The sequence below is a fragment of the Erwinia sp. genome (genome assembly GCF_031978025.1).
Lineage (GTDB): Bacteria > Pseudomonadota > Gammaproteobacteria > Enterobacterales > Enterobacteriaceae > Erwinia.
On the sequence record NZ_DALZCD010000006.1, the window covers coordinates 9,460 to 32,480 of the forward strand.

22 protein-coding genes and 1 riboswitch are annotated in these 23,021 nt (G+C 56.3%); of the genes, 3 read left to right on the forward strand and 19 right to left on the reverse strand.

From position 1 onward, the window contains the following. The 6 genes from sanA to metG form a co-directional block, all read right to left on the reverse strand. The coding region (gene sanA / locus RTK32_RS01040; protein WP_312041679.1) for an outer membrane permeability protein SanA at window positions 1-785 on the reverse strand (785 nt) is incomplete at its 3' end. Between the two features lie 177 nt (window positions 786-962). After that, complete coding sequence (locus RTK32_RS01045) at window positions 963-2,660, reverse strand: NAD-dependent malic enzyme (protein ID WP_312041680.1); 1,698 nt, start codon at window positions 2,658-2,660, stop codon at window positions 963-965. Window positions 2,661-2,807: 147 nt separating this feature from the next. Next, window positions 2,808-3,689: a cytidine deaminase gene (gene cdd, locus RTK32_RS01050; RefSeq protein ID WP_312041681.1), complete on the reverse strand. Its 882-nt coding sequence runs from the start codon at window positions 3,687-3,689 to the stop codon at window positions 2,808-2,810. Window positions 3,690-3,815: 126 nt separating this feature from the next. After that, entirely contained in the window at window positions 3,816-4,508 is a 693-nt protein-coding gene (locus tag RTK32_RS01055; protein WP_312041682.1) for a CidB/LrgB family autolysis modulator, read from the reverse strand. After that, window positions 4,501-4,887, reverse strand: a complete 387-nt coding sequence (locus tag RTK32_RS01060) for a CidA/LrgA family protein (RefSeq protein ID WP_312041683.1) — start codon at window positions 4,885-4,887, stop codon at window positions 4,501-4,503. Before RTK32_RS01060 ends, RTK32_RS01055 begins: the two co-directional genes overlap by 8 nt. Window positions 4,888-4,998: 111 nt before the next feature. Then, on the reverse strand, window positions 4,999-7,032 hold the full coding sequence (gene metG, locus RTK32_RS01065; RefSeq protein WP_312041684.1) for a methionine--tRNA ligase: 2,034 nt from the start codon (window positions 7,030-7,032) through the stop codon (window positions 4,999-5,001). Window positions 7,033-7,193: 161 nt separating this feature from the next. Here metG and apbC point away from each other — a divergent pair, with 161 nt between their 5' ends. After that, window positions 7,194-8,300: an iron-sulfur cluster carrier protein ApbC gene (apbC, locus tag RTK32_RS01070; RefSeq protein ID WP_312041685.1), complete on the forward strand. Its 1,107-nt coding sequence runs from the start codon at window positions 7,194-7,196 to the stop codon at window positions 8,298-8,300. Window positions 8,301-8,512: 212 nt separating this feature from the next. Here apbC and RTK32_RS01075 read toward each other — a convergent pair whose 3' ends face one another. From RTK32_RS01075 to RTK32_RS01085, 3 genes are all read right to left on the reverse strand, one after another. Then, complete coding sequence (locus RTK32_RS01075) at window positions 8,513-8,935, reverse strand: GNAT family N-acetyltransferase (protein WP_312041686.1); 423 nt, start codon at window positions 8,933-8,935, stop codon at window positions 8,513-8,515. Then, window positions 8,932-9,192: a hypothetical protein gene (locus RTK32_RS01080; protein WP_312041687.1), complete on the reverse strand. Its 261-nt coding sequence runs from the start codon at window positions 9,190-9,192 to the stop codon at window positions 8,932-8,934. Before RTK32_RS01080 ends, RTK32_RS01075 begins: the two co-directional genes overlap by 4 nt. Before the next feature lie 120 nt (window positions 9,193-9,312). Further along, the gene (locus tag RTK32_RS01085) at window positions 9,313-9,483 is read right to left on the reverse strand and encodes a hypothetical protein (protein ID WP_312041688.1); all 171 of its coding nucleotides are present in this window, start codon (window positions 9,481-9,483) and stop codon (window positions 9,313-9,315) included. 262 nt (window positions 9,484-9,745) lie between these two features. Continuing rightward, window positions 9,746-9,842: riboswitch (TPP riboswitch) on the forward strand. Between the two features lie 32 nt (window positions 9,843-9,874). On the opposite strand from RTK32_RS01085, the gene thiM reads away from it, so the two are divergent. Both thiM and thiD read left to right on the forward strand, forming a co-directional pair. Beyond that, window positions 9,875-10,660 (forward strand): hydroxyethylthiazole kinase, encoded by a 786-nt coding sequence (gene thiM, locus RTK32_RS01090; protein WP_312041689.1) that lies wholly within the window; start codon window positions 9,875-9,877, stop codon window positions 10,658-10,660. Continuing rightward, window positions 10,657-11,454, forward strand: a complete 798-nt coding sequence (thiD, locus tag RTK32_RS01095) for a bifunctional hydroxymethylpyrimidine kinase/phosphomethylpyrimidine kinase (protein WP_312041690.1) — start codon at window positions 10,657-10,659, stop codon at window positions 11,452-11,454. Before thiM ends, thiD begins: the two co-directional genes overlap by 4 nt. Before the next feature lie 193 nt (window positions 11,455-11,647). Here thiD and RTK32_RS01100 read toward each other — a convergent pair whose 3' ends face one another. The 10 genes from RTK32_RS01100 to RTK32_RS01145 all read right to left on the reverse strand — a co-directional run. Then, on the reverse strand, window positions 11,648-12,334 hold the full coding sequence (locus tag RTK32_RS01100; protein WP_312041691.1) for a GntR family transcriptional regulator: 687 nt from the start codon (window positions 12,332-12,334) through the stop codon (window positions 11,648-11,650). A gap of 101 nt (window positions 12,335-12,435) precedes the next feature. Continuing rightward, window positions 12,436-13,893: a mannitol dehydrogenase family protein gene (locus tag RTK32_RS01105; protein WP_312041692.1), complete on the reverse strand. Its 1,458-nt coding sequence runs from the start codon at window positions 13,891-13,893 to the stop codon at window positions 12,436-12,438. Between the two features lie 34 nt (window positions 13,894-13,927). Beyond that, entirely contained in the window at window positions 13,928-15,211 is a 1,284-nt protein-coding gene (locus RTK32_RS01110; RefSeq protein WP_312041693.1) for an MFS transporter, read from the reverse strand. Window positions 15,212-15,323: 112 nt separating this feature from the next. Then, on the reverse strand, window positions 15,324-16,334 hold the full coding sequence (locus tag RTK32_RS01115; RefSeq protein WP_312041694.1) for a Zn-dependent oxidoreductase: 1,011 nt from the start codon (window positions 16,332-16,334) through the stop codon (window positions 15,324-15,326). Between the two features lie 10 nt (window positions 16,335-16,344). After that, entirely contained in the window at window positions 16,345-17,559 is a 1,215-nt protein-coding gene (gene manD, locus RTK32_RS01120) for a D-mannonate dehydratase ManD (protein ID WP_312041695.1), read from the reverse strand. 115 nt (window positions 17,560-17,674) lie between these two features. Next, on the reverse strand, window positions 17,675-19,018 hold the full coding sequence (locus RTK32_RS01125) for an MFS transporter (protein WP_312041696.1): 1,344 nt from the start codon (window positions 19,016-19,018) through the stop codon (window positions 17,675-17,677). 259 nt (window positions 19,019-19,277) lie between these two features. Continuing rightward, on the reverse strand, window positions 19,278-20,180 hold the full coding sequence (yegS, locus tag RTK32_RS01130) for a lipid kinase YegS (protein ID WP_312041697.1): 903 nt from the start codon (window positions 20,178-20,180) through the stop codon (window positions 19,278-19,280). Between the two features lie 238 nt (window positions 20,181-20,418). Beyond that, window positions 20,419-21,759 (reverse strand): tRNA 5-hydroxyuridine modification protein YegQ, encoded by a 1,341-nt coding sequence (gene yegQ / locus RTK32_RS01135; RefSeq protein ID WP_312041698.1) that lies wholly within the window; start codon window positions 21,757-21,759, stop codon window positions 20,419-20,421. A gap of 89 nt (window positions 21,760-21,848) precedes the next feature. Continuing rightward, window positions 21,849-22,556, reverse strand: coding sequence for a two-component system response regulator BaeR (gene baeR / locus RTK32_RS01140; protein ID WP_312041699.1), 708 nt, complete (start codon window positions 22,554-22,556; stop codon window positions 21,849-21,851). A 26-nt stretch (window positions 22,557-22,582) separates the two neighbouring features. Continuing rightward, a partial coding sequence (locus RTK32_RS01145) for an ATP-binding protein (protein ID WP_312041700.1) occupies window positions 22,583-23,021 on the reverse strand: 439 nt, incomplete at its 5' end.

The window sequence follows — 23,021 nt, forward strand, 5'->3', positions numbered from 1 at the left end:
GTATTGGTATTGGTATTGGTATTGGTATTGGTATTGGTATTGGTATTGGTATTGGCATTGGGGGTATCTGCCTTCGCTTTTTGTTCCAGCTCCAGCAGCTGTTCGGGCGTGACTGCCGGATAGCTTGGCGCATCCTCCGGGATTTCATGTCGCGCCGGGATCGGCACCAGCGGCCCCAGAAAACGTGGCTCGCGCTTCATCAGATAAAGATCGGCCAGCGCGCCCAGGCGAGCCGCGACTTCCCTGATGCGGATATTCAGCATATTTTTCGGCGAGGGAACCGCATAGCACTGTGCCTGAATACCCATGTGCAGCGCGATAAACAGCGCACGTTCGCAGTGGAAACGCTGGGTAATAATGATGAAATCGTTGGTATCAAACACCTTACGCGTGCGTACGATAGAGTCCAGCGTGCGAAAGCCCGCATAGTCCAGCACGATATCGGTCGGCGCCACGCCTGCGGCGATTAAATCCCGGCGCATGGTCATCGGTTCATTATAGCTTTGCTGCGCGTTGTCCCCGCTCAGCAGCAAATAATTGATCTTGCCGCTATTGTAAGCGTTAAGCGCGCCCTGCATGCGATAGAGGTAATACTGATTGATAACGCCAGTACGATAATATTTCGCGGTGCCCAGCACCACGCCGACCTGACGGTGAGGCAACGATTTGAGGTTATCGTAGACGTAAGGCGCGGTTTTAACGCTTATCCAGCGATCCAGGCCAAGCGCGGTCATTACCATCAACGTTATGATGATAATCAGGCCGTAGATCAAGCGTTTTATCATGCCGTACGGTACTCAGACTGAAGCCCAAAAGGTGGCTCAAGGCTACTGTACCCGGCGAGGTGAAGCAAGCGGCAGCGCACCGGCTGGCGTCTTTTTGCACAAAATCCCGATGAGGTCTGATAAGGCGAAGCGGAAAAGCAAGAATAACCGGGCGCGTGGCGCGCCCGGTCAGCGTGATCAGATAGAAGTCCGACGGTAGTTACGGTACTGCGGCAGCCAGAAATTGGCGGCAATCGCTTTAGACAGCACGTCTTCCGAGGTGACAACCGCCACGCCCGCCAGCTGCGCTGCCTTACCAACGGCCATCGCAATGACTTTCGATACGCCCTGGATATCTTTCACTTCCGGCAGTACCGGGCCGACGCCGTCGTTAACCAACGGCGAGCAGTCTGCCAGCGCGCGGCTGGCCGCCATCAGCATACTGTCGGTCACCCGGGTCGCACCGGAAGCGATAACGCCCAGGCCAATGCCGGGGAAGATATAAGAGTTATTGCACTGCGCGATAGGGAAAGTCTGCTCTTTCCAGATAACCGGCGCAAACGGGCTGCCGGTCGCGACCAGCGCAGCGCCCTCTGTCCACGTCATAATATCCTGCGGCGTCGCTTCCACGCGGGAAGTCGGATTGGAAAGCGGCATCACGATTGGGCGCGCGCAGTGTTTGTGCATTTCGCGAATAATCTCTTCGCTGAACAGGCCCGGCTGGCCGGAAACGCCAATCAGAATATCCGGGCGTGCGTTGCGTACCACGTCCAGGAGTGACAGGGAATCGGAGCTGGAATCCCAGCCGGCCAGACTCTCACTTTTCTGCACCAGCTTGCTCTGGAAGTTGAGCAGGTTGGGCTGCTTGTCGGTAAGCAGGCCGAAACGATCCACCATAAAGACGCGCGCGCGGGCTTCTTCGTCGCTCAGGCCTTCTGATTTCATCTGCGCAATAATCTGTTCGGCGATGCCGCAACCGGCGGAACCGGCGCCCAGGAACACCACTTTCTGCTCGCTCATTTTGCTGCCCGCCGCGCGACTGGCAGCGATTAACGTCCCCAGCGTGACGGCGGCAGTGCCCTGAATATCGTCGTTAAAGCAGCAGACTTCATCACGATAGCGCTCCAGCAGCGGCATCGCATTTTTCTGGGCGAAATCTTCAAACTGCAGCAGCACGTTCGGCCAGCGGCTCTTCACTGCCTGAATAAACTCGTTAACGAAGTTGTCGTATTCTTCACCGGTAATACGCGGATGGCGCCAGCCCATATAAAGCGGGTCGTTCAGCAGCTGTTGGTTATTGGTGCCGACATCCAGCACCACCGGCAGCGTATAGGCCGGGCTGATGCCGCCGCAGGCGGTATACAGCGACAGCTTACCGATAGGAATGCCCATGCCTCCGATGCCCTGGTCGCCCAGGCCAAGGATGCGCTCGCCATCGGTGACCACAATCACTTTGACGTTCTGCTTAGTCGCGTTTTGCAGCATATCTTCAATGCTGGCGCGATTTGGGTAGGAGATAAACAGCCCGCGCGCCCGACGATAGATTTCAGAGAAGTGCTCGCAGGCCGCGCCGACGGTCGGGGTATAGATAATCGGCATCATCTCTTCAAGATGATTATCCAGCAGGCGGTAGAAAAGCGTTTCGTTGGTGTCCTGGATATTACGCAGGTAGACATGCTTGTCATTATCGTTTTTAAAATCCTGAAACTGGCGCCAGGCACGCTGGGCCTGCTCTTCGATGGTTTCCACCGTTTCAGGCAGCAGGCCGTTCAGGTTAAAATCGTTACGTTCTTCTATAGAGAAGGCGCTGCCCTTATTCAGTAGCGGAAATTCCAGCAGGATAGGACCAGCGTAGGGAATGTAGAGAGAGCGCTTACTTTCGTAGTCGAGTTCCATGTAATCAATACTCACTGGGATCGGTAGTGGCCCAATCCTAAAATAATTCACCCGAAAATACAGCATTTGTTAACAGCTTATAACAAATGCGGGCATTTTTTTGGCAATAAAAAGCCAGCCGGCTGGCTGGCGAAGCGGTGACCGGAATCAGTACAGCGGCACCGTTTGCAAACTGGCACAGCCGAGCGCCTGAAGCGTCGCGGTGGTCGCCTGACGCTGAATCAGCCGCGCATCAGGCGCTTCCGCGAGGACGGCACGCTGAATCTGCAGCACGTCATAGCCTGCCAGATTTAGCAGGATCAGTGCCGCCTGCAGCGGCGGCAGGCTGGGGTTATAGGCTGCGTTCTCTGCATAGCTGCCGGCAAAAATCGCGCCGTCATCCATTTGCAGCGCTACGCCGCTCAGCGCCTGTGAATAGGGCGCATGGCTACGGTTAGCGGCCTCCAGTGCCGCTCTGGCCAGCGCGTCGCCGGCGAGGGTCAGGCCATGATCGACCTCGTCCATCAGCAGCGTCTCAATCGCCAGGTCGCGCGGGCCAAAAGCGTCGGGCAGATAATCGCCCAGCGTTGCCGGTTCGCGTCCTGGCAGATGAATGCGCAAGGCAGTACCGCTGTTCAGCTCGTTCATAAACTGGCGACAGTGGCCGCAGGGCGTGTAGTTGACGGTAATGGCCTCCAGACCTTTCTCGCCACGCAGCCAGGCGTGGGTTACCGCGCTCTGCTCGGCATGAACGGTCTGCTGCATAGTCGCGCCGGAAAATTCCATGTTCGCGCCAAAATAGAGGTGTCCGCTGTTACCGAGCGCCAGTGCGCCAACGTTGAAGCGAGAAAGCGGTACCACGGCGCAGGCGGCCGCCAGCGGCAACAGAGCAAAAGCGAGTTCCCGATTGTCCAAACCCGTTTCGGTTCTGAGGGCGGCCATTTGCTCAGGGGTAAAGAAAGCGGAAAAGGTATCGGTCAGGAAAGGCTGTAACGCCGCCTGGAGCGGGGAAGGCAGCGCGGCGAAAGCCGCTTGAAAACGTGGTTGCATAGTGGCTTCTCTTGCATAGTTGGCCGCTTATTCTGGCGGGCAGCCAGGCTAATGTATGTGATTATAATCACACAGATTATGTAATTTATGAAAGAGAACCACAAAATGCGCGACGCATAGCAAATTTTACCGCCAAAGATGCATTAACAGCGGGAAAAGAAACGGTGCCAGCAGGGAGGTGATAATGCCGCAGATCACCAGCGCCAGCGAGCTGTACGCGCCTTCCTGATAATCCAGCTCCGAGCAGCGTGCCGTACCCAGCGCATGGGAAGCATTGCCAATCGCCAGCCCGCGCGACGCCTTGCTGCGGATTTTCAGCAGGTTAAGCAGCATGTGACCAAAAACGGCCCCCAGTACGCCGGCAATTAACACGCAAATAGCGCTGATAGCCGGAATGCCACCCAGCGTGGCGGAGACCGCCATGGCAATAGGCGTGGTCACAGATTTGGGCATAATAGTCGCCGCTATTTGTGGCGTGGCGCCCATCCACAGCGCGATAGCCGTGCCGGAGATCATTGCCGTCATACTGCCAATAAAGCAGACGCCAATGATGGACTTCCAGCGTGCGCGGATCTGGTGCATTTGTTCGTACAAGGGCAGCGCCAGCGCCACCACCGCAGGCTGTAACAGCTGATTCAGGATAGCGCTGCCCTGAAAATAGCGCGCGTAGGGCATTTGGATCAGTAGCAGCAGGGGAATGATCACCGCCATGGAAATCAGGAGCGGATTAAGCAGGGAAATTTTAACCTTCGCTGCCACCCGGCGTGCGCCGAAAAAGACCAGCATGGTCAGGGGCAGAGACCACCAGATATCACTCATCGCCGACTCCTTTCACTTTACCGTGCAGCTTGTGCGAAACCAGCCCTACGGTCAGTAAAACGATAAAGGTACTGACCACGCAGGAAACCACTATCGGACCGAACTGCGCGCTGAGCAGATCGGTATACCCCATTACGCCGACGCTTATCGGCACGAAGAGCAGCGCCATATAGCGGATCAGCAGCAGGCTGCCGGGCCGTACCCAGTCGGGCGGCAGGAGTTGAAAAGCCAGCAGGAAAAACAGGATCAGCATACCGATAATGCTGCCTGGAATCGTTACCGGCAGCAGCAGCGCCAGCGCGTTGCCGGCATAAAGGCAGAGATAAATAATCACAAAAGCGCGCAGATAGCGCCAGATGACCAACAGTACGGTACGCATGATAAGCTCCGGTTTTGCAACGCATTAATCATACGATCGGCGGGGGAAATGTGCCAGAGATCACAGGGCATGTAAAAAAAGCGGGCGAATCGCTTCGCCCGTCTTCGGTACTTATTTTACCTGCATCCCAGGCTGGGCGCCGCTGTCTGGCGAAAGCAGGAAGATCTCTTTACCGCCGGGACCGGCAGCCATCACCATGCCTTCTGAGATGCCGAAGCGCATCTTCCGCGGTGCAAGGTTGGCCACCATGATGGTCAGGCGGCCGTTCAATACTGACGGATCCGGATAGGCGGTGCGAATACCGGAGAAGATATTGCGGGTTTCTCCCCCCAGATCCAGCGTCAGGCGCAGCAGCTTATCGGAGCCTTCCACAAACTCCGCGTTCTGGATCAGCGCGATACGCATATCCACTTTTGCGAAGTCGTCAAAGGTAATGGTTTCCTGAAGGGGCGCATCTGCCAGCGGGCCGGTCAGCACCGGTTTATTGGCGGCTGCCGCATCCTCTTTCGAAGCCTCAGTCAGCGCGTTAACCTTGTCCATCTCAATGCGGTTATACAGCGCTTTAAAGGTGGAAAGCGTGTGGTCACGCAGGGGGTGCGCAATACCGTCCCAGCTTAGCTCCTGATTCAGGAAGGCTTCGGCGCGCTTGCTCAGCGTAGGCAGCACCGGCTTCAGCCAGGTCATCAGCACACGGAACATATTGATGCCCATCGAGCAGATTGCCTGCAGATCGGCATCGCGGCCTTCCTGCTTCGCCACGACCCACGGTGCCTGCTCGTCAACGTAGCGGTTTGCAACGTCCGCCATCGCCATGATTTCACGCACCGCACGGCCAAACTCACGGCTTTGCCAGGCTTCCGCGATGCTGGCGGAAGCATCCACAAAGGACTGATACAGAGCCGGATCGGCCAGTTCGCTGGAGAGCTGACCGCCAAAGCGTTTGTTGATAAAGCCCGCATTGCGGGACGCCAGGTTAACCACTTTATTGACGATATCGGCATTCACACGCTGAACGAAATCTTCCAGATTCAGGTCAATATCGTCGATACGCGAAGAGAGCTTGGCGGCATAGTAGTAGCGCAGGCTATCGGCATCCAGGTGCTGCAGCCATGTGCTGGCCTTGATAAAGGTGCCGCGTGACTTGGACATTTTCGCCCCGTTAACCGTCACATAACCGTGGACAAACAGGTTATTCGGTTTGCGGAAGTTGCTGCCTTCCAGCATCGCCGGCCAGAACAGGCTGTGGAAGTAGACAATATCTTTACCGATAAAGTGATACAGCTCCGCCTCGGAATCTTTTTTCCAGAAAGCGTCGAAATCGATGTCGCCACGTTTGTCGCAGAGGTTTTTAAACGAGCCCATATAGCCGATAGGCGCATCCAGCCAGACGTAGAAATATTTGCCCGGCGCACCCGGGATTTCAAAGCCAAAGTAGGGCGCATCACGGGAAATATCCCACTGCTGCAGACCGGATTCGAACCACTCCTGCATTTTGTTGGCCACCTGCTCCTGCAGGGCGCCGGAACGGGTCCAGGCCTGCAGCATGGCGCTGAACTCCGGCAGATCGAAAAAGAAATGTTCGGAGTCGCGCAGGACCGGCGTCGCGCCGGAAACCACGGATTTAGGATCGATCAGTTCGGTCGGGCTGTAGGTTGCGCTGCAGACTTCGCAGTTATCGCCATACTGATCCGGCGCTTTACATTTCGGGCAGGTGCCTTTGACAAAGCGATCCGGCAGGAACATGCCTTTTTCCGGGTCATAGAGCTGTGAAATGGTGCGGTTCTTAATGAAACCGTTCTCTTTTAAACGGGTATAAATCAGCGCCGACAGCTCGCGGTTCTCGTCGCTGTGCGTGGAGTGATAGTTATCGTAGCTGATGTTGAAACCGGCAAAGTCATTCTGATGTTCCTGACTCATTTCGGCAATCATCTGCTCAGGCGCGATGCCCATCTGCTGAGCTTTCAGCATGATTGGCGTACCGTGCGCATCGTCAGCACAGATGAAGTAAACCTCGTTGCCGCGCATTCGCTGGTAACGGACCCAAATATCCGCCTGGATATGCTCGAGCATGTGGCCGAGATGAATAGAACCGTTGGCGTAAGGGAGTGCGCACGTTACCAATATTTTTTTCGCGACTTGAGTCATAGTGAGACTTGCTATACCTGTTTAAAATAGGGGGTTCTGATGTTACCCGAAAGGCCCGGCCTGCGTAAACAACGCCGCGCCGACCGTGCCGTTTTTTACTGCCTGCCGCCTTGCCTTATCTGATATGCTCTGAATAACGTCACAGAAAAAAAGGAGCCGGGATGATGCAACAATCCCCACATTCACCTGAAGCGCTGCGCGCGATAGTGATGGGCGTTTTAACCACGTTTGAACATCCGACGCTGCGGCGCAATCTCACCGCGTTGAAAGCGCTGCACCATTGCGCGCTGTTGGACAACACCCTGCATATTGAACTGCTGATGCCTTTCCCCTGGCACAGCGGTTTTGAAGCGCTAAAAGAGAGTGCCAGCGCGGAGCTGCTGCGGCTGACTAACGCTACGGCTATTAGCTGGAAGCTGAGCCTGGATATCGCCACGCTGAAAAGAGTGAAGAATCAGCCGGGCGTGAAGGGCGTGAAAAATGTGATTGCCGTCAGTTCCGGCAAGGGCGGCGTGGGTAAATCGAGCACCGCGGTGAATCTGGCGCTGGCGTTAATGGCCGAAGGCGCGAAAGTGGGCCTGCTGGATGCGGACATCTATGGCCCGTCGATTCCCGATATGCTCGGCACGCAAAACGAACGGCCTACTTCACCGGACGGCACGCATATGGCGCCGATTATGGCGCATGGCCTGGCAACCAACTCTATCGGCTATCTGGTGACCGATGATAACGCGATGGTGTGGCGCGGCCCGATGGCCAGTAAAGCACTCATGCAGCTTTTGAATGAAACGCTGTGGCCGGATCTGGACTACCTGATCCTGGATATGCCGCCGGGCACGGGGGATATTCAGCTGACGCTGGCGCAAAACGTGCCGGTGACCGGCGCGCTGGTGGTGACCACGCCGCAGGATATCGCGCTGATTGACGCCCGTAAGGGGATCGTCATGTTTGAAAAGGTCAGCGTGCCGGTGTTGGGCATCGTTGAGAACATGAGCGTGCACGTCTGTAGCCAGTGTGGTCATCACGAGCCGATCTTTGGGAGCGGCGGCGCGCTGGCGCTGGCCGAGCAGTACCATACGCGCCTGCTAAGTCAGCTGCCGCTGCATATTACGCTGCGGGAAGATTTGGACGACGGAATGCCGACGGTGGTACGCCGTCCCGACAGCGAATTTACCTGGCTTTATCGACAGCTTGCCGGCCAGGTCGCTGCCCAGCTTTATTGGGATGGCGAAGTGATCCCGGACGATATCGCTTTTCGCGTAGTGTGACGGCAAATTGACGGGGGACGGGCGTATAGGGCGCCCGCAAGATTGTTTGTACCCGGTATCAGCCCGTGGTTAAGCTGATAGCCAGCGGCAAAGGCAGATCGACATGTCGTTAACCCGCCCCTGCGCGAACGGTCTGTTTATCCAGCCAGCCCGCTGCAGTAAACGCCGCCGTGCTTAAATTTTTCAGTGGCCTGACGGGCTTCTCAGAGGTTTTACAACACGTAATGCAGCAGCAGATATTCTCCCTGGTCGCCTTCGCCGCTGCTGATAACCTGCCAGCCGTGACGCTGATAAAAAGCCAGCGCCCGGCTGTTTGCCTTCAGGCATTTTAATGCGCCGGTGGAGGTAAAGCCTGCCTGCACCGCGTCCAGCAGCTCGCTGCCGATGCCCTGACCCTGATACGCAGGATCGACAAATAAACTGTGCAGAAAATTGTCAGCGGGCAGCAGGGCGGCAAATCCCGTACGGTGGCCGTCGTGCTCGGCGACCAGAACGCGCTCGCCCAGCGTCGTCCGATCAAAATCCTCCAGCTGCCAGTCGCTGCCGTCGAGCCAGTGCCAGTTCGCCTTGCGTGCAGCCAAAAACAGCGTGCGCAGAAAGGGACGATCGGCTTCGATAAAGGCGCGTACCGTCATCGGTTGTCTCCCCAAACGGGCTTAACGTGCCTTTCGCTGTCGATACCCGTCCCGCGGTAGTCGTAGTCGATTTTGCCTGCTTCAAAAAGCTGATCTAACAGGCGGAAATTATCCGGCGGCGTGACGTTGCAGCGGCTGTTCAGCACGGTATCCCGAATGGTGAAGGCGCGATCGCCGCGCGCTATCTGCTGGAGATAATGCAGCATTTGCAGCGCCGCAACGCTGATGCCGTATTGTTCATTAAGCGGTCTTGTCATCTTACTTCTCGTCAGGACAGGATGGCGAACTTTATCAAAAGCCGCTAAGAGATCGGAGATTATGACGCAAAAAATCCCGACGGCAAAAGCGGCCGCCGGTAAATAATCAGAAATTCACCGTCATGCCGCCAGCCAGCAGCCAGTCGTTGGCGCCTTACTGTTGCAGCCTGCGCTGATCTTTACTGCTGTCCAGTTCAGCATGATTTGCGGCGGCGGCGGCGTCAGCGCATTAACGCCATGCCATGCCCAGCGCTCCTTACCCTGGGTAACCGCGTCTTTATGCCAGTACAACGTGCCGTTGCTCTAAGTGTCAGTGATATCGGGATCGCTGCTGGCCGCCATCGCCTGCGCGACGAAATCATCCTGAATAAAGAGGATATAGGAACGCAGGGAGTAGGGGCCCACGCCGCGTCAGAGGTCAGCACGGCCGCCAGTTTCCAGTTTTTTTCTTCATTATCGTAAACCAATCGGGCTGCCGCTGTCCCCTGCCCGCGAGGCGTTAGCGAGGCGTCCTGCGCTTGCGTAAAACGGCGCATTTCCCTATGCTGGCAAGCACTACGACTCGGGGTGCCCTTCCTTGTGAAGGCTGAGAAATACCCGTTGAACCTGAACTGGATAATGCCAGCGGAGGGAAGTCAGATGCTTTATTGCATCGCCTTCTTGATCGCCGGTTGGGAGCGCTATGATCCAACCTTCTCGCTATACGGCCAGTCCGGCCGCCTCTCTTGCCGTTTTCCGCCAGCAGTCACCGCTGGTTCACTGCCTGACTAATGACGTGGTACAAAGCCTGACGGCCAACGTGCTGCTGGCGCTGGACGCGTCGCCCGTCATGGTGACTGAACCTGTGGAAGCGGCACAATTTAGCGCCATTGCAGATGCCGTGCTGATCAACGTCGGCACGCTGACCGCTGCACGTAGCGAAGCGATGCTGGCCGCGGTGGAAGGCGCGACCGCGGCAGGCCGACCCTGGACGCTGGATCCGGTTGCCGTCGGCGCGCTGACTTTTCGCAGCGATTTTTGCCAGCGGCTGCTGGCTTATCGTCCTGCCGCCATTCGCGGCAACGCCTCTGAAATTATGGCGCTGGCCCGTCAGGCGGTTTCCGGCCGCGGCGTCGACAGCCAGCACGATCCGGCTGCTGCCCTTGAAGCCGCTATTCAGCTGGCGCAGTCCGGCGGTACGGTAGTCGTGGTTACAGGCGAAACGGACTACGTTACCGATGGACGGCGGCTGCTGGCGGTATCGGGCGGGTCTCCGCTGATGACCCGGGTGGTGGGAACGGGTTGTGCACTTTCCGCCGTAGTGGCAGCGTTTTGCGCGCTGCCGGGCGACAGGCTGCTGCATATCGCTGCCGCCTGTCGGGTAATGAGCCAGGCGGGCGAGCAGGCAGCGGCAGCGGCCAGCGGGCCGGGCACCTTTGAACCGCTGTTTCTTGATGCGCTTTACGGTCTGCACAAGGAGGCCGTATGAGAGTCAATGCCCTGACGATTGCCGGAACGGATCCCAGTGGTGGTGCCGGGATTCAGGCCGATTTGAAAACGTTTTCCGCGCTGGGGGCCTACGGCACCAGCGTCATCACCGCGCTGGTGGCACAAAATACCTGCGGTGTGCAGGCCGTCTATCCCATCGCAGCCGACTTTGTTGCGGCGCAGCTCGCCTCGGTGTTGGATGATGTACGCATCGACAGCGTGAAAATCGGCATGTTGCAGGACAGCGATATTGTGGAAGCGGTCGCTGCAGGATTGGCGACGGCAGCTATTCCCTGGCGGGTACTGGATACGGTGATGCTGGCGAAAAGCGGCGATCCGCTGCTTTCGCGGCGCGCCGTAGCGACGCTGCGGGAAAAACTGCTGCCGCAGGTGTCGATTATCACCCCGAATCTGCCGGAAGCTGCCGCGCTGCTGGATTGTTTACCGGCGCGCAACGAGCACGAAATGCTGCAGCAGGGCAGGGCGCTGCTGGCGCTTGGCTGTCAGGCGGTACTGATGAAAGGCGGCCATCTAAGCGACAGCGAAAGCCCCGACTGGCTGCTGACAGCGGAAGTGGAAGAACGTTTTACCGCGCCGCGAGTGCCCACTAAAAACACGCACGGTACGGGCTGCACGCTCTCTTCTGCTCTGGCTGCGCTGCGTCCGCGCCATGCCAGCTGGCTGACCACGATAAGCGAAGCGAAAGAGTGGCTGCAGGGTGCCTTGCTGCAGGCAGATACGCTGGAGGTGGGTAACGGTAGTGGCCCGGTGCATCATTTCTACCGCTGGTGGTAGGGCAAAAACCGAGAACAGGGTGAAAAGCGGCATCAGCATCTTGCGTTAAGGCATCACGAGCGGCCGGGTCAGCCACCCTGTTGATTTACATTAAGGCATTACAAGCAGTCGGGCAGTTACCTTGTTGATTTGCGTTAAGACACCTGTCGGAGAGGCCTGCTGACAGCCGCAACGAGGCGTCAGCGTAACAGGATTAATCCTGTTCAAACCACTCGCTGTTTTGTTCTGCAATCGGCGTGATAGAAAAAATCATCTCCTGCAAATGGCGCCGCAGTGCCTGTTCTGCGGCATCAGCGTCTTTTGCCAACAGCGCCTGCAATATTTCTTCATGCTGATGAATTAAGCTTTCCGGCGGCGAAACTTTGCTGAGGGTCAGGAAGCGCACGCGATCCATCGTTGCTTTAATATTTTCTACCGTTTCCCATGCCAGTTCACAGTTAATGCTTTGCGCGATAAGGCGATGAAACGCATCATCCAGCAGTAAAAACGCCTGACTGTCATTGCGCTCCGCGGATAATTTCTGCAGGCGCAAATTATGCTCAAGCAGGGCGAGTGCCTCTGCAGTCGCTTCCGTCGCCGCGCGTCGTATTACCGCTGTTTCAACCGCTTCGCGAATAAAACGGCCGTCAGCAACTCGACGGGCAGAGATCTTACGGACAAAAGTACCGCGTTGCGGCAGAATCTGCACCAGGCCGGCCTCGGCCAGCTTAATAAAGGCTTCCCGAACGGGCTGACGCGAGACGTCAAAACGGGCAGAAACGTCTTTTTCAGAGAGTAAGGCACCCGGCGAAATCACGCAGGTCACAATGTCCTGGCGTAGAAAACGATAGATTTGCTGATTAACGGGTTCGCTGGCGGTAATGATATAGGCAGTAGACATACGGCAATTTTCATTTCAGTAGTGCGTCGTAGAGCCTGACGCCGGAAACAGCCAGTCTAATCAGCCTGCTGCGCCAGCGCCAGTTCTTTTGCCACTCAGCGTCAGCCAACAACCTGCCTGACCGTTTCTTTTGCACCTGCTTTCAATAACAATTGATAGTAATGACTGACCTTTTGGCGGAACAGCGAGTTATCCGGGAGATCGTCACCGAAAACTGCCCGTAGCGAGAGCAGGGCAGCGACGCGTGCATCGCCTTCCTGACTATCGCTTACCCGCTGTGCCAGCTCGTCACGGAGCGGATCGTTAATGACTGTCGTTTTGCCCTGTTCATCCATGCCGCCGACAAAGCGTATCCAGCTCGCCACGCCCAGCGCCAGCAGCGTAAAATCGCTGCCGTTAGCCAGGTGCCAGCGGATACTGTCCAGCCAGCGCTGCGGCAGTTTTTGCGTGCCGTCAGTGGCTATCTGATAGGTACGATGCCTGATCGCCCGGTTGCGATAGCGGGCGATCAGCGAATCCGCATAGGCCGTCAGATCAACATTTTGGGTGCTCAGCGTGGGGGCCTGCTCATCCAGCATCAGGCTGCGTGCGGCCTTAAGATAGTAAGGATCGTCCATGCAGTCGCTGATATGCTCATAACCGGCAAGGTAGCCAAGGTAGGCCAGCAGCGAATGGCTGCCGTTCAGCATGCGCAGTTTCATCTCTTCAAAAGGCAGCACGTCCGCCACCAGCTCCGCGCCCGCTTTCTCCCACTCCGGGCGACCATTGACGAAATTATCCTCAATGACCCACTGGAAAAAAGGTTCGCACTCCACGGCGACCGGATCGGTGCAGCCCAGCTTGCGGCTCAGCTCGTCAAAGGCTTCCTGCGTCATGGCTGGCACAATGCGGTCCACCATCGTTGAAGGAAAGGTAATATGACGGCTGATATAGTCTGCCAGCTCCCGATCCTGCTGCTGCGCCAGCTGCATGATAACATTGCGCGTAACCCGACCATTTTCCGGCATATTATCGCAGGACATGACGCTAAAGGGCGGCAGGCCCAGCGCACGCCGACGTCTGATGGCCGTCAGGATTATCCCCGGAAAAGAAACGGGCTGCTCAGGATCCGCCAGATCGTGCACGATCGAAGGGTGCGTCAGGTTTAGCTCACCGGTGGCGGGCTGATAGCAATAGCCTTTTTCCGTAATGGTGGCAGAAACAATGGCTACGTCAGGCTGGCTCAGCGCGGCGATAATACGCTCAACACCGTCCTCCCGCGCAAAAAGTGCTTCTTTGACTACGCCAATGACGCGAGTGCGTAGCTCGTCAGCGTTTTTTTCCGTCACGCTGTAAAGGCAATCCTGCTGACGCAGCGCGTGGATCAACTCGCCGCTATTAAGCTGGCATTCACAATAGCCCCAGTCGCTTTGTTGCTCAGCGGCCAGCCTGTCGGTGCAAACAGCCTGATGAGCGCGATGAAAAGCGCCGAAGCCAAAATGCACGATGCGCGTACGTAGCGCGTTACGATTGTAACGCGGTAAAACCGTGTCTGCGGGTAGCCGATCGATCTGTAGCATGATAAATCCTTATCAACTGGCGCCATGGCGCCATTCAAACGGAAACCTGAGTAGGGGTGCCTTTAGGACTCTTAATAACCAGCAGCACCAACACAGCACCTACGGCGGCAATCACGCCAGCCAGCACAAAAGCGCTGTCAAACTTGCCGGTATGGTGCACGATATAGCCGGTGACCACCGGGCCGATAATGCCAGAGAGGCTGCCGATCAGATGAATGAAGCCGCTGATGCTGCCGACGCGGCTCTTATGCACCACGTCCTGGATAATCGCCCAATAGATCGCACCGGTGATGTAGAGGAAAAAGAGAGAAATCGACATCAGGATAACGGCCGGGTAAACCCCTTTTACCGAGCCGGCGAAAGCGACGCAGAGCGCGGCCGCCAATAGCGACACGACCAGCACAATTTTTCTTGAAAGCAGCAGCTTGCCGGTGACCTTAAAGATTTTATCAGAGATCAATCCGCCCAGCGCCAGCCCAACGAAGCCCACTATCCACGGGATGACCGTGGTCATACTCATGGATTTGATATCCAGGTTGTGCGCCTGTACCAGATAGGCTGGGAACCAGCTCAGGAAGAAGAACAGGATATAGTTGTAGCAGAAAAAGGCGAAGGCGGTCACCAGGATAATCGGCTGGCGCAGATAGTAGCCCAGCCCGTGCGAAGCCTGTGCCAGCTCTTCATCCGGCGTGGTTTGCTCCGCTTTAAGACTGGCAATCAGCTCCCGCTCTTTCGCGCTGACGAGGCGGCTTTTTAACGGATTATCTGCGGCGATAAAGAACCACGCTACCATCCAGACAATACCGATAGAACAGATAATCATAAACGCCGGACGCCAGCCGAAGGCCAGCGCCAGGTAGCCGATAATCGGGCCAGCCACCGCGCCGCCCAGTGGGGAGCCGGCGCTGAGGAAGCCCATCGCGGTTGCCGCCTGTTTTTTAGGGAACCAGCCGTTGATGGCTTTGTTGGCCGAGGCGCAGATCGGCCCTTCAGCCATCCCAAACAGTACCCGCAGGATCAGCATTGACCAAAAGCCGGTAGCCAGCGCGGTAAAGCCGCAAAACAGCGACCACAGCCCGACGGCGATGCCCAGCACCAGCGTCGGGCCATATTTATCGGTGGCCAGACCGCCCACAAAGTTGAAAATGGCATAGCCGAAGAAAAAACTGCCGAAAATCAGGCCGAACTGCTCGGCGTTCAGCAGCAGATCTTTTTCGATCATCGGGACGGTAAGCGAGAGCGCTACCCGATCGAGATAGTTGATCATGTAAACCAGAAACAGCAGGAGTACAAGCGTCCAGCGGAGATGCTTAAACATAAAAAATCCTTGTTTCTTATAGGATTAAAAATCTCTTCACGACCGGGGAAGCCTGATAAAGAGCAGCTTGCCCCCTACCCAATACGACCCTGACCGCTAAGCCCGGTGTTCGTTAACTGACTTTAAGGATAACTTTGCAGCAGCGGCGCGGATCTTTTTCAAACAGCGTCATGGCTTCTTCCACCTTGCCCAGCGGCAGATAATGCGTGACCAGCTTTTCTGGCTGAATCAGACGCTTTTCCATCCACTCAATGACCTGAGGGAAGCGATGGCTGTTAAGCCGTGAGGTAAACAGGGAAAGCTCTTTGCTGGTCAGGCTCTGCTGCGTCACGGTGCAGGGTTCGCCGGAAAAACCGAGCAGTCCGATGCGCGCTGCGGGTGAAGCCAGCGCCACCGCTTCCGCCAGGATGGCAGGATGACAGGCGGCATCGATAATCAGCGTGGGCTTCACCCCTTCCAGCTGGGCAGCCAGCGGGATTTCGCTGTTATCCAACACGGTATCTGCCACGTTTTCTTTTGCCATCGCCAGCCTTTCCGGCAGCCTGTCCGCCACAATGACGTTACGCACGTTAAATACACCTTTCAGCGCCTGGATGGCGGTCAGCCCCATTGGACCCGCACCGAAAATCAGCGCGACGTCGTTGGGGTCAGGCTTCAGGAAGGCACAGATATTGGCGGCAATAGTAAAAGGCTCGATCAGGCTGGCGAGCTTATCGGGGATCGACGACGGTACCCTGTAAGCGTTGCGGGCCGGTACCACGGCATATTCGCTAAATCCCCCCTCGCGGTGGACGCCAATGACCTGCAGCTCACTACAAACATTGGGGCGGCCAATGGAACAGGGATAGCAATGGCCGCAGCTGACAACCGGATCGACCGCTACACGTTCGCCAATGCGGGAAGCATCTACGCCTGCACCTGTCGCCTCGATCACGCCAAAAAACTCATGGCCAATAACGCGCGGATAGCGGGCGAAAGGATTATGGCCGTGCCAGATATGCACGTCCGATCCGCAGATGCTGGCATAGGCAATTTTTACCCGCACTTCGCCCTCGTCTGGTATCGGTAAGGCACGTTCCTCAATCACCAGTTCGCCTGGTTTAGCAATCACGACGCTTTTCATCTTCTCTTCCTTACCAGTTCCATAACGTGCCGTCTTCAAGACGAGCTACCGGCAGACAGGCCGGTTCGTAGGGATATTTCGCCGCCAGCTTTTCGTCGAACTCAATGCCCAGGCCAGGCTTATCGCCAGGATGCATATAGCCGTCTTCAAAGGTCCAGCTGTGCTGGAAAACTTCCATCATCTGCGCGGAATAGCCCATATATTCCTGTACGCCAAAATTAGGTACCCAAAGGTCGAAATGCAGCGCGGCCGCCATGCAGATTGGTGACAGATCGGACGGCCCGTGCGAGCCGGTACGGACCTGATAAAGCGAGGCGAAATCGGCAATGCGGCGCATGCCGGTAATGCCGCCCGCGTGGGTGATGGTGGTGCGGATATAATCGATCAGCTGCTCCTCAATCAGCTGCTTGCAGTCCCAGATGCTGTTGAAGACTTCGCCCACCGCAATCGGCGTGACGGTATGCTGACGGATCAAACGGAAGCATTCCTGATTTTCGGCGGGCGTAGGATCTTCCATCCAGAACAGGCGGTACTCTTCAACACTTTTTCCGAAGCGGGCCGCTTCAATCGGCGTCAGGCGATGGTGCATATCGTGCAGCAAATGCTCGTTAAAGCCGAACTTGTCGCGAATGGCGGCAAACAGTTTGGGCGTAAAATCGAGGTATTTTTCCGTAGACCAGCGTTGCTCTTCCGGCCAGTCGCCTTTAGTGGCAGGCTCATAGGCCAGGCCTTTGCCTTTCGCCATGCCGTAGGTCGTTTTCATCCCCGGCACGCCGCACTGGGCGCGGATGGCCTTAAAGCCCATCTCTTTATGCTTCGCGTAGTCGTCCATGACTTCATCAATGCTGTGACCGGTAGTGTGGCAGTAAACCATCACGCCCTCGCGCGATGCACCGCCCAGCAGTTGATAAACCGGCATATTGGCTGCTTTACCTTTGATGTCCCACAGCGCCTGATCCACTGCGGAAATCGCAGACATGGTTACCGGGCCGCGGCGCCAGTAGGCCCCTTTATAGAAATATTGCCAGATGTCTTCGATCTGGTGCGCATTGCGTCCTATCAGCTGCGGACAAACATGATCTTTCAGATAGGAGGCCACCGGCAGTTCGCGGCCGTTTAAAGTGGCGTCACCGATGCCGGTCAATCCTTGATCCGTGGTGATCTTAACCGTCACGAAGTTCCTGCCGGGGCAGGTCACAAAGACTTCCGCTTTTACAATTTTCATTCTGGTCATCCTGGTAAAGAGATAGAGAGAAAATACGATCTGATGTACTACCATACAAGTTGGTTGCTGAAAATGTCTGACATTGATCACATTTGCGTAACATTAAGCAAAGCGGTCAGGCTTTTTGCTGCCAGTTATGAAGCTCTGCGCCTCTTTTAGCCGGTGCGGTTTCCGGCAGGCGAGAAATTCCCCAAATCGAGATAAGACCTAACACCACAACATAACCGGCCAGACCGTAATAGTGCCCCCCGGTCATCTGCAGTATTTTGACCGCCGTTAGCCCCAGAATGCCGCCGCCTATCAACGAACCGGTTTGCCAGATAAGCGCAATACCGCTACAGCGAATATGGGTAGGAAAAAGCTCGGGGAACCACGAAGCCTGGGGCGCATAGCACATGCTGTGGCCCAGCGTCAGCACGACAATCATTGCCAGCTGCGAAAGCCAGAACACGTCCTGGCTCATGGCGATAAAGAACGGGAAAATGCTCAGCGTCAGCAGCAGCGCGCCTGCCAGATAAACCGGCCTGCGGCCGATACGATCGGAAAGCCGGCCCATCAGAGGAATAGCGATCAATTCCAGGAGGATCGCTACGATCATCGTCTCCATCATCGTAGTGGCGCTGAGCTGATTGCTTTTTCCCCAGGCCAGAATAATGACGGTAAAAAGGCCAAACGAGCAGGCTTCAATCAGCTTGGCGGCGACGCCGCAGCAGATAATACCGGGATAGTTGCGCAGGACTTCGACAACGGGACGGGATTCGGCGGCTTTCGTTTCCCGGATGCTGGCAAAAACCGGCGACTCGTCAATACTCAGGCGAATAAACATGCCGACAATCACCAGCAGGGCGCTGAGCAAGAAAGGAATGCGCCAGCCCCAGCTCATCATCTCCTCGGCGGAGAGCAGCGCGGTCAGCACGGCAAAAAGCGCCATCGGCAATAAAAAACCGACCGGAGCGCCAATCTGTACCCAGCTGGCAAAATAGCCGCGGCGGTGAGGCTCGGCATATTCTGCGGTCATTAACACGGCGCCAGCCTGCTCGCCGCCCACGCCAAATCCCTGAATGATACGGATCACAATGAGCAACGTGGGTGCCCAGAAGCCGATTTTTTCATAAGTAGGCAGCAGGCCAATGCAAAATGTCCCCAGGCCAACCATTAAAATGGTGATCACCAGCGCTTTTTTTCGCCCCACCTTATCGCCGATATGACCGAAAACGATACCGCCTAAAGGCCGGGCAAAAAAGCCCACGGCGTAGGTGGCAAAGGCGGCCAGCGTACCGATAAGAGGATCGCTGGAAGGGAAAAAAAGATGGCCGAAAAAGAGCACGGCGGCGGTGCCATAGGCGAAAAAATCATAGTATTCGGCAGCCGTGCCTATTGCCGACGCGCTGGCAACGCGACGGATCAGATGATGACTATCTTTAGTTATCCCTGCCGCAACGGTTTGTGAGCTGGTCATAATATATCCCTTTTTATGAAAAGAATAACGCTGGTTTGGCCTACTACCATACAAGATCCGCGCTGAGTTTCCGCTATCGGCATCACATTATCAGGGTTCAGTTTTCATTGCCGAAGCGGCAAAGAGGCCTTAACAGAGGAAAGGAGACGGGCAGCGCAACAGGCTAAATTTAATGCCAAAGCCAGTAGCTTGCAGGACGGCGGCAGCGGGCAGACCAGCGCAGCGGAAATATAAACAGGGCCGGGCGGCCCTGGGTGATTTAAGCCAGAAGTTCGCAGGAAGGCGGCAGGCGACAGGCCAGTGCGGCGGGCAAAATCTCAATACGAAAAGTGGTGCCGCGTAGCGGTTCGCCATCAAGATTAAAGGTCATTTCATTCGGCGCGGTGATTTCCAGCCACGGCAGCGAGGCGCGAACGAGATTCGGATTTTCATCATCGCCACCGGTCAGGGAGTTAAATAGCGTGGGTAAAATTTCTTTCGAGGTCACAACGGTCAGTTCCAGTCTGCCGTCGTTGATCAGGGCGGTCGGACAAAGTCGTTGACCCCCGCCCGCCTGACGTCCGTTGCCGATACCTATAACCAGCGCGTCTCCCTGCCAGCTGAAATCCGGTCCACTCAATGTACAACTGTCCGCCTTAAGCGTATCCATACGCAACAGCCCATGAATCAGGTAGGAGACGCCACCCAGCGCCGATTTCAGTTTTTCTGGCGTTTCGGTAGTAATCCGCGTACCGAAACCGCCGGTCGCCATATTGATAAAATAGCGGTCCTGATTGACCCGCGCCAGATCGACAGAGGTGGCCTTACCGACAATCGCCAGCCGCAGCGCGTGCTCCATCTCTTCAGGAATGCCTGCGCTGGTAGCAAAATCATTAGCGGTACCGAGAGGAATAATGCCCAATACTGGCCGGCGCGGCGCATCCACACCCGCCAGTGCGGTAGCGATTTCGTTAATCGTTCCGTCACCGCCGCCCGCGACCACGGTAGCTGCCTGTAATGCTACCGCTTCTTTAACGAAGCGTTCGCCATCACCGTGTTCCCAGGTCACGCGGACTTCAATCGGCACTCCTTCCTCGCGCAGCGTCAGAATAGCTTCGCGCAGCTCTTCATTACCTGCACCTTTGCCGTTAAGGATTACCAGCGTAAGCGATTGTTGGTCCATCTTCTTTTCCTGTCAAAATGGCCTTAGCCACAAGTGCTTCTGTTATAGCACATCCGGTCACCGGTGGAAAAAGCTGCGGGAGAAAAGAAAGGCCCGCTCGGCAAACCGGGCGGGCCAGGAGGTGGTTTTAAAAACTGCTATTTAGAATTGTTCATTCGAGGCCCGTGCATTGTAACCGGAAATAACGGGTCGGAATGTGATGGCATTCTAAAAGTCACGTCAGGAAACTTTCGGCGCCCTATACCGCTTCAGGAAAATTGCGCATCAGCAGCGCGAAAGCAAGGTCGATCGCTTCCGGTACCGGTATCCAGACAAAATGACCGTTGCCCGGCGCGACGCTGGCCGGTTGCCCTTTTTGATTTTCCATCTGCTCCAGGCGGAAATTGACGTTGCCCGCGGGCGTCATCAGCTCCAGGCTGTCGCCCAGGCTGAACTTGTTTTTAACCTCTACCCGCGCCATATCGCCCCGACGTTCGCCGGTAAACTCGCCGACAAACTGCTGGCGCTCGGACGCGGAAAAGCTGCGGTCGTAGGTCTGATAGCTGTCGTGCGTATGACGCCGTAAAAAACCTTCGGTGTAGCCGCGATGGGCCAGACCTTCCAGCGTTTCCAGCAGGGAAGTATCAAAAGGTTTACCTGCCGCGGCATCATCAATGGCGCGACGATAAACCTGTGCAGTACGGGCGCAGTAGTAATGCGATTTAGTGCGGCCTTCAATCTTCAATGAGTGCACACCCATTTTTGTCAGCTGCTCCACGTGTGCCACCGCGCGCAGATCTTTGGAGTTCATAATATAGGTGCCATGTTCATCCTCAAAAGCGGTCATATACTCGCCGGGACGCATGGCTTCCTCAATCATAAAAACTTTATCGGTTGGCTGGCCGACGCCCAGCGTCGGCTCGACGTTTTTCACCGGGATCGGCTGATACTGATGGACGATATTGCCAATTTCATCCTCTTTGCCTTCCTGCATTTTGTATTCCCAGCGGCAAGCATTGGTGCAGGTACCCTGATTGGGATCGCGCTTATTGATATAACCGGAAAGCAGACAGCGGCCGGAATAGGCCATGCAGAGCGCGCCATGTACGAAAATTTCCAGTTCGATTTCCGGTACGCGCTCGCGGATTTCGGCGATTTCTTCCAGCGACAGCTCGCGTGAAAGGATAACGCGCGTCAGCCCCATCTGGTGCCAGAATTTAACCGTGGCCCAGTTGACCGCATTAGCCTGCACGGAAAGATGAACTTCCATCTCCGGGAAAGACTCGCGCACCATCATGATTAACCCGGGATCGGACATAATCAGCGCGTCTGGCTTCATCGCCACGATGGGCGTCAGATCGCGGATAAAGGTTTTCAGCTTGGCGTTATGCGGCGCGATATTCACCACGACGTAGAATCGCTTTCCCTGCGCGTGCGCTTCGCTGATGCCGATAGCCAGATTGTCGTGGTTAAACTCGTTGTTGCGCACGCGCAGACTATAGCGGGGTTGACCGGCGTAGACAGCATCCGCGCCATAGGCAAAGGCGTAGCGCATATTTTTCAGCGAGCCGGCGGGAGAAAGCAGTTCTGGTTTAAACATAGAAGTCTCAATCCTGACATAAGGCCGTATTGACGGCCTTACAAAATGTGCGGGGATTGTAAAAGCTGGCGGCGGGAATGTAAATTGCGCTAGATCAACCGGCACACGTCCGCTTCCCAGCGGTAGCCCATACCGTAGACCGCGCGGATAAAGGGCTGGTCGGCATCCAGCGCTTCCAGCTTGCGCCGCAGGTTTTTGATATGGCTGTCGATGGTACGGTCGGTGACCACACGATAATCGTCATACAGGTGATTGAGCAGCATCTCGCGGGAAAAGACTTTGCCCGGCTCATGCGCCAGCGTTTTCAGCAGGCGAAACTCGGCGGGCGTCAGCTCCAGCGGCGTGTTATTCCAGCTGGCCTGGAAGCGCGCTTCGTCCACCACTAACAGCGACGCTTTTTGCGCTTCTTCCGGCGTACGTTTACAGCGCTTGAGAATAGTTTTTACCCGCGCCACCACCTCTCGTGGGCTGAAAGGCTTGCAGATATAGTCATCAGCGCCAATCTCCAGCCCCAGCAGGCGGTCAATCTCTTCCGTTCTGGCCGTGACCATGATAACCGGCAGCTCGGAAAAGCGACGCAGCTCGCGGCAAAGCGTCAGGCCATCCACGCCCGGCAGCATGAGATCGAGCAGCATCAGATCCGGCGGTGTCTGCTTAACCCATTCCAGCACCTCGTCGCCGCGCAGCAGATGATGGGTTCGATAGTTAGCGGCCTGCAAATAATCGACCAGCAGCTGGCCGAGCTTAGGTTCATCCTCAACCACCAGGATCAATGGGCTAAGCGGTTCCTGATTCATGACACTCTTCCTGGCAAGCAGGCGAATTACGCCCGGGTTAGTCTTGCGGGTAAGTGTACCGTAATTTTAAGGCCACCGGCAGCAGAGTGATCCGCGCTGATTGTCCCTTCGTGTGCCTCCACAATATTCTGACAGATGGCCAGACCCAGGCCGGAACCGCCGCTGGCACGATTACGCGAGCTTTCCGCCCGGTAAAAACGTTCAAAAATTTGTTCGCGCTGCTCGTCAGTAATGCCCGGCGCGGTATCCTCAAAATCAATAATTTGCTGGTCCTGATCGGCATGCAGCGTCACCGTCAGCCCGCCGCCCGCGTCGGTATAACGCAGGCTGTTTTCCATCAGGTTAGTGAAAAGCTGCATCAGGCGATCCGGGTCGCCAAACAGCGGCGCAGAATCGGGCAGGCGGAGTTGCAAAGTAAGGTGGCGACTTTGATAACGTCCTGCAAAATTTGCCGCGACCATCTCC

Coding starts and splice junctions, on each gene's coding strand:
- thiD (WP_312041690.1), top strand. CDS start 10,657: ATGAGAGTCAATGCCCTGACGATTGCCGGAACGGATCCCAGTGGTGGT.
- RTK32_RS01110 (WP_312041693.1), bottom strand. CDS start 15,211: ATGTTTAAGCATCTCCGCTGGACGCTTGTACTCCTGCTGTTTCTGGTT.
- RTK32_RS01115 (WP_312041694.1), bottom strand. CDS start 16,334: ATGAAAAGCGTCGTGATTGCTAAACCAGGCGAACTGGTGATTGAGGAA.
- metG (WP_312041684.1), bottom strand. CDS start 7,032: ATGACTCAAGTCGCGAAAAAAATATTGGTAACGTGCGCACTCCCTTAC.
- RTK32_RS01125 (WP_312041696.1), bottom strand. CDS start 19,018: ATGACCAGCTCACAAACCGTTGCGGCAGGGATAACTAAAGATAGTCAT.
- RTK32_RS01045 (WP_312041680.1), bottom strand. CDS start 2,660: ATGGAACTCGACTACGAAAGTAAGCGCTCTCTCTACATTCCCTACGCT.
- manD (WP_312041695.1), bottom strand. CDS start 17,559: ATGAAAATTGTAAAAGCGGAAGTCTTTGTGACCTGCCCCGGCAGGAAC.
- apbC (WP_312041685.1), top strand. CDS start 7,194: ATGATGCAACAATCCCCACATTCACCTGAAGCGCTGCGCGCGATAGTG.
- RTK32_RS01075 (WP_312041686.1), bottom strand. CDS start 8,935: ATGACGGTACGCGCCTTTATCGAAGCCGATCGTCCCTTTCTGCGCACG.
- RTK32_RS01105 (WP_312041692.1), bottom strand. CDS start 13,893: ATGCTACAGATCGATCGGCTACCCGCAGACACGGTTTTACCGCGTTAC.
- thiM (WP_312041689.1), top strand. CDS start 9,875: ATGATCCAACCTTCTCGCTATACGGCCAGTCCGGCCGCCTCTCTTGCC.
- RTK32_RS01080 (WP_312041687.1), bottom strand. CDS start 9,192: ATGACAAGACCGCTTAATGAACAATACGGCATCAGCGTTGCGGCGCTG.
- yegS (WP_312041697.1), bottom strand. CDS start 20,180: ATGGACCAACAATCGCTTACGCTGGTAATCCTTAACGGCAAAGGTGCA.
- yegQ (WP_312041698.1), bottom strand. CDS start 21,759: ATGTTTAAACCAGAACTGCTTTCTCCCGCCGGCTCGCTGAAAAATATG.
- RTK32_RS01060 (WP_312041683.1), bottom strand. CDS start 4,887: ATGCGTACCGTACTGTTGGTCATCTGGCGCTATCTGCGCGCTTTTGTG.
- RTK32_RS01100 (WP_312041691.1), bottom strand. CDS start 12,334: ATGTCTACTGCCTATATCATTACCGCCAGCGAACCCGTTAATCAGCAA.
- cdd (WP_312041681.1), bottom strand. CDS start 3,689: ATGCAACCACGTTTTCAAGCGGCTTTCGCCGCGCTGCCTTCCCCGCTC.
- RTK32_RS01055 (WP_312041682.1), bottom strand. CDS start 4,508: ATGAGTGATATCTGGTGGTCTCTGCCCCTGACCATGCTGGTCTTTTTC.
- baeR (WP_312041699.1), bottom strand. CDS start 22,556: ATGAATCAGGAACCGCTTAGCCCATTGATCCTGGTGGTTGAGGATGAA.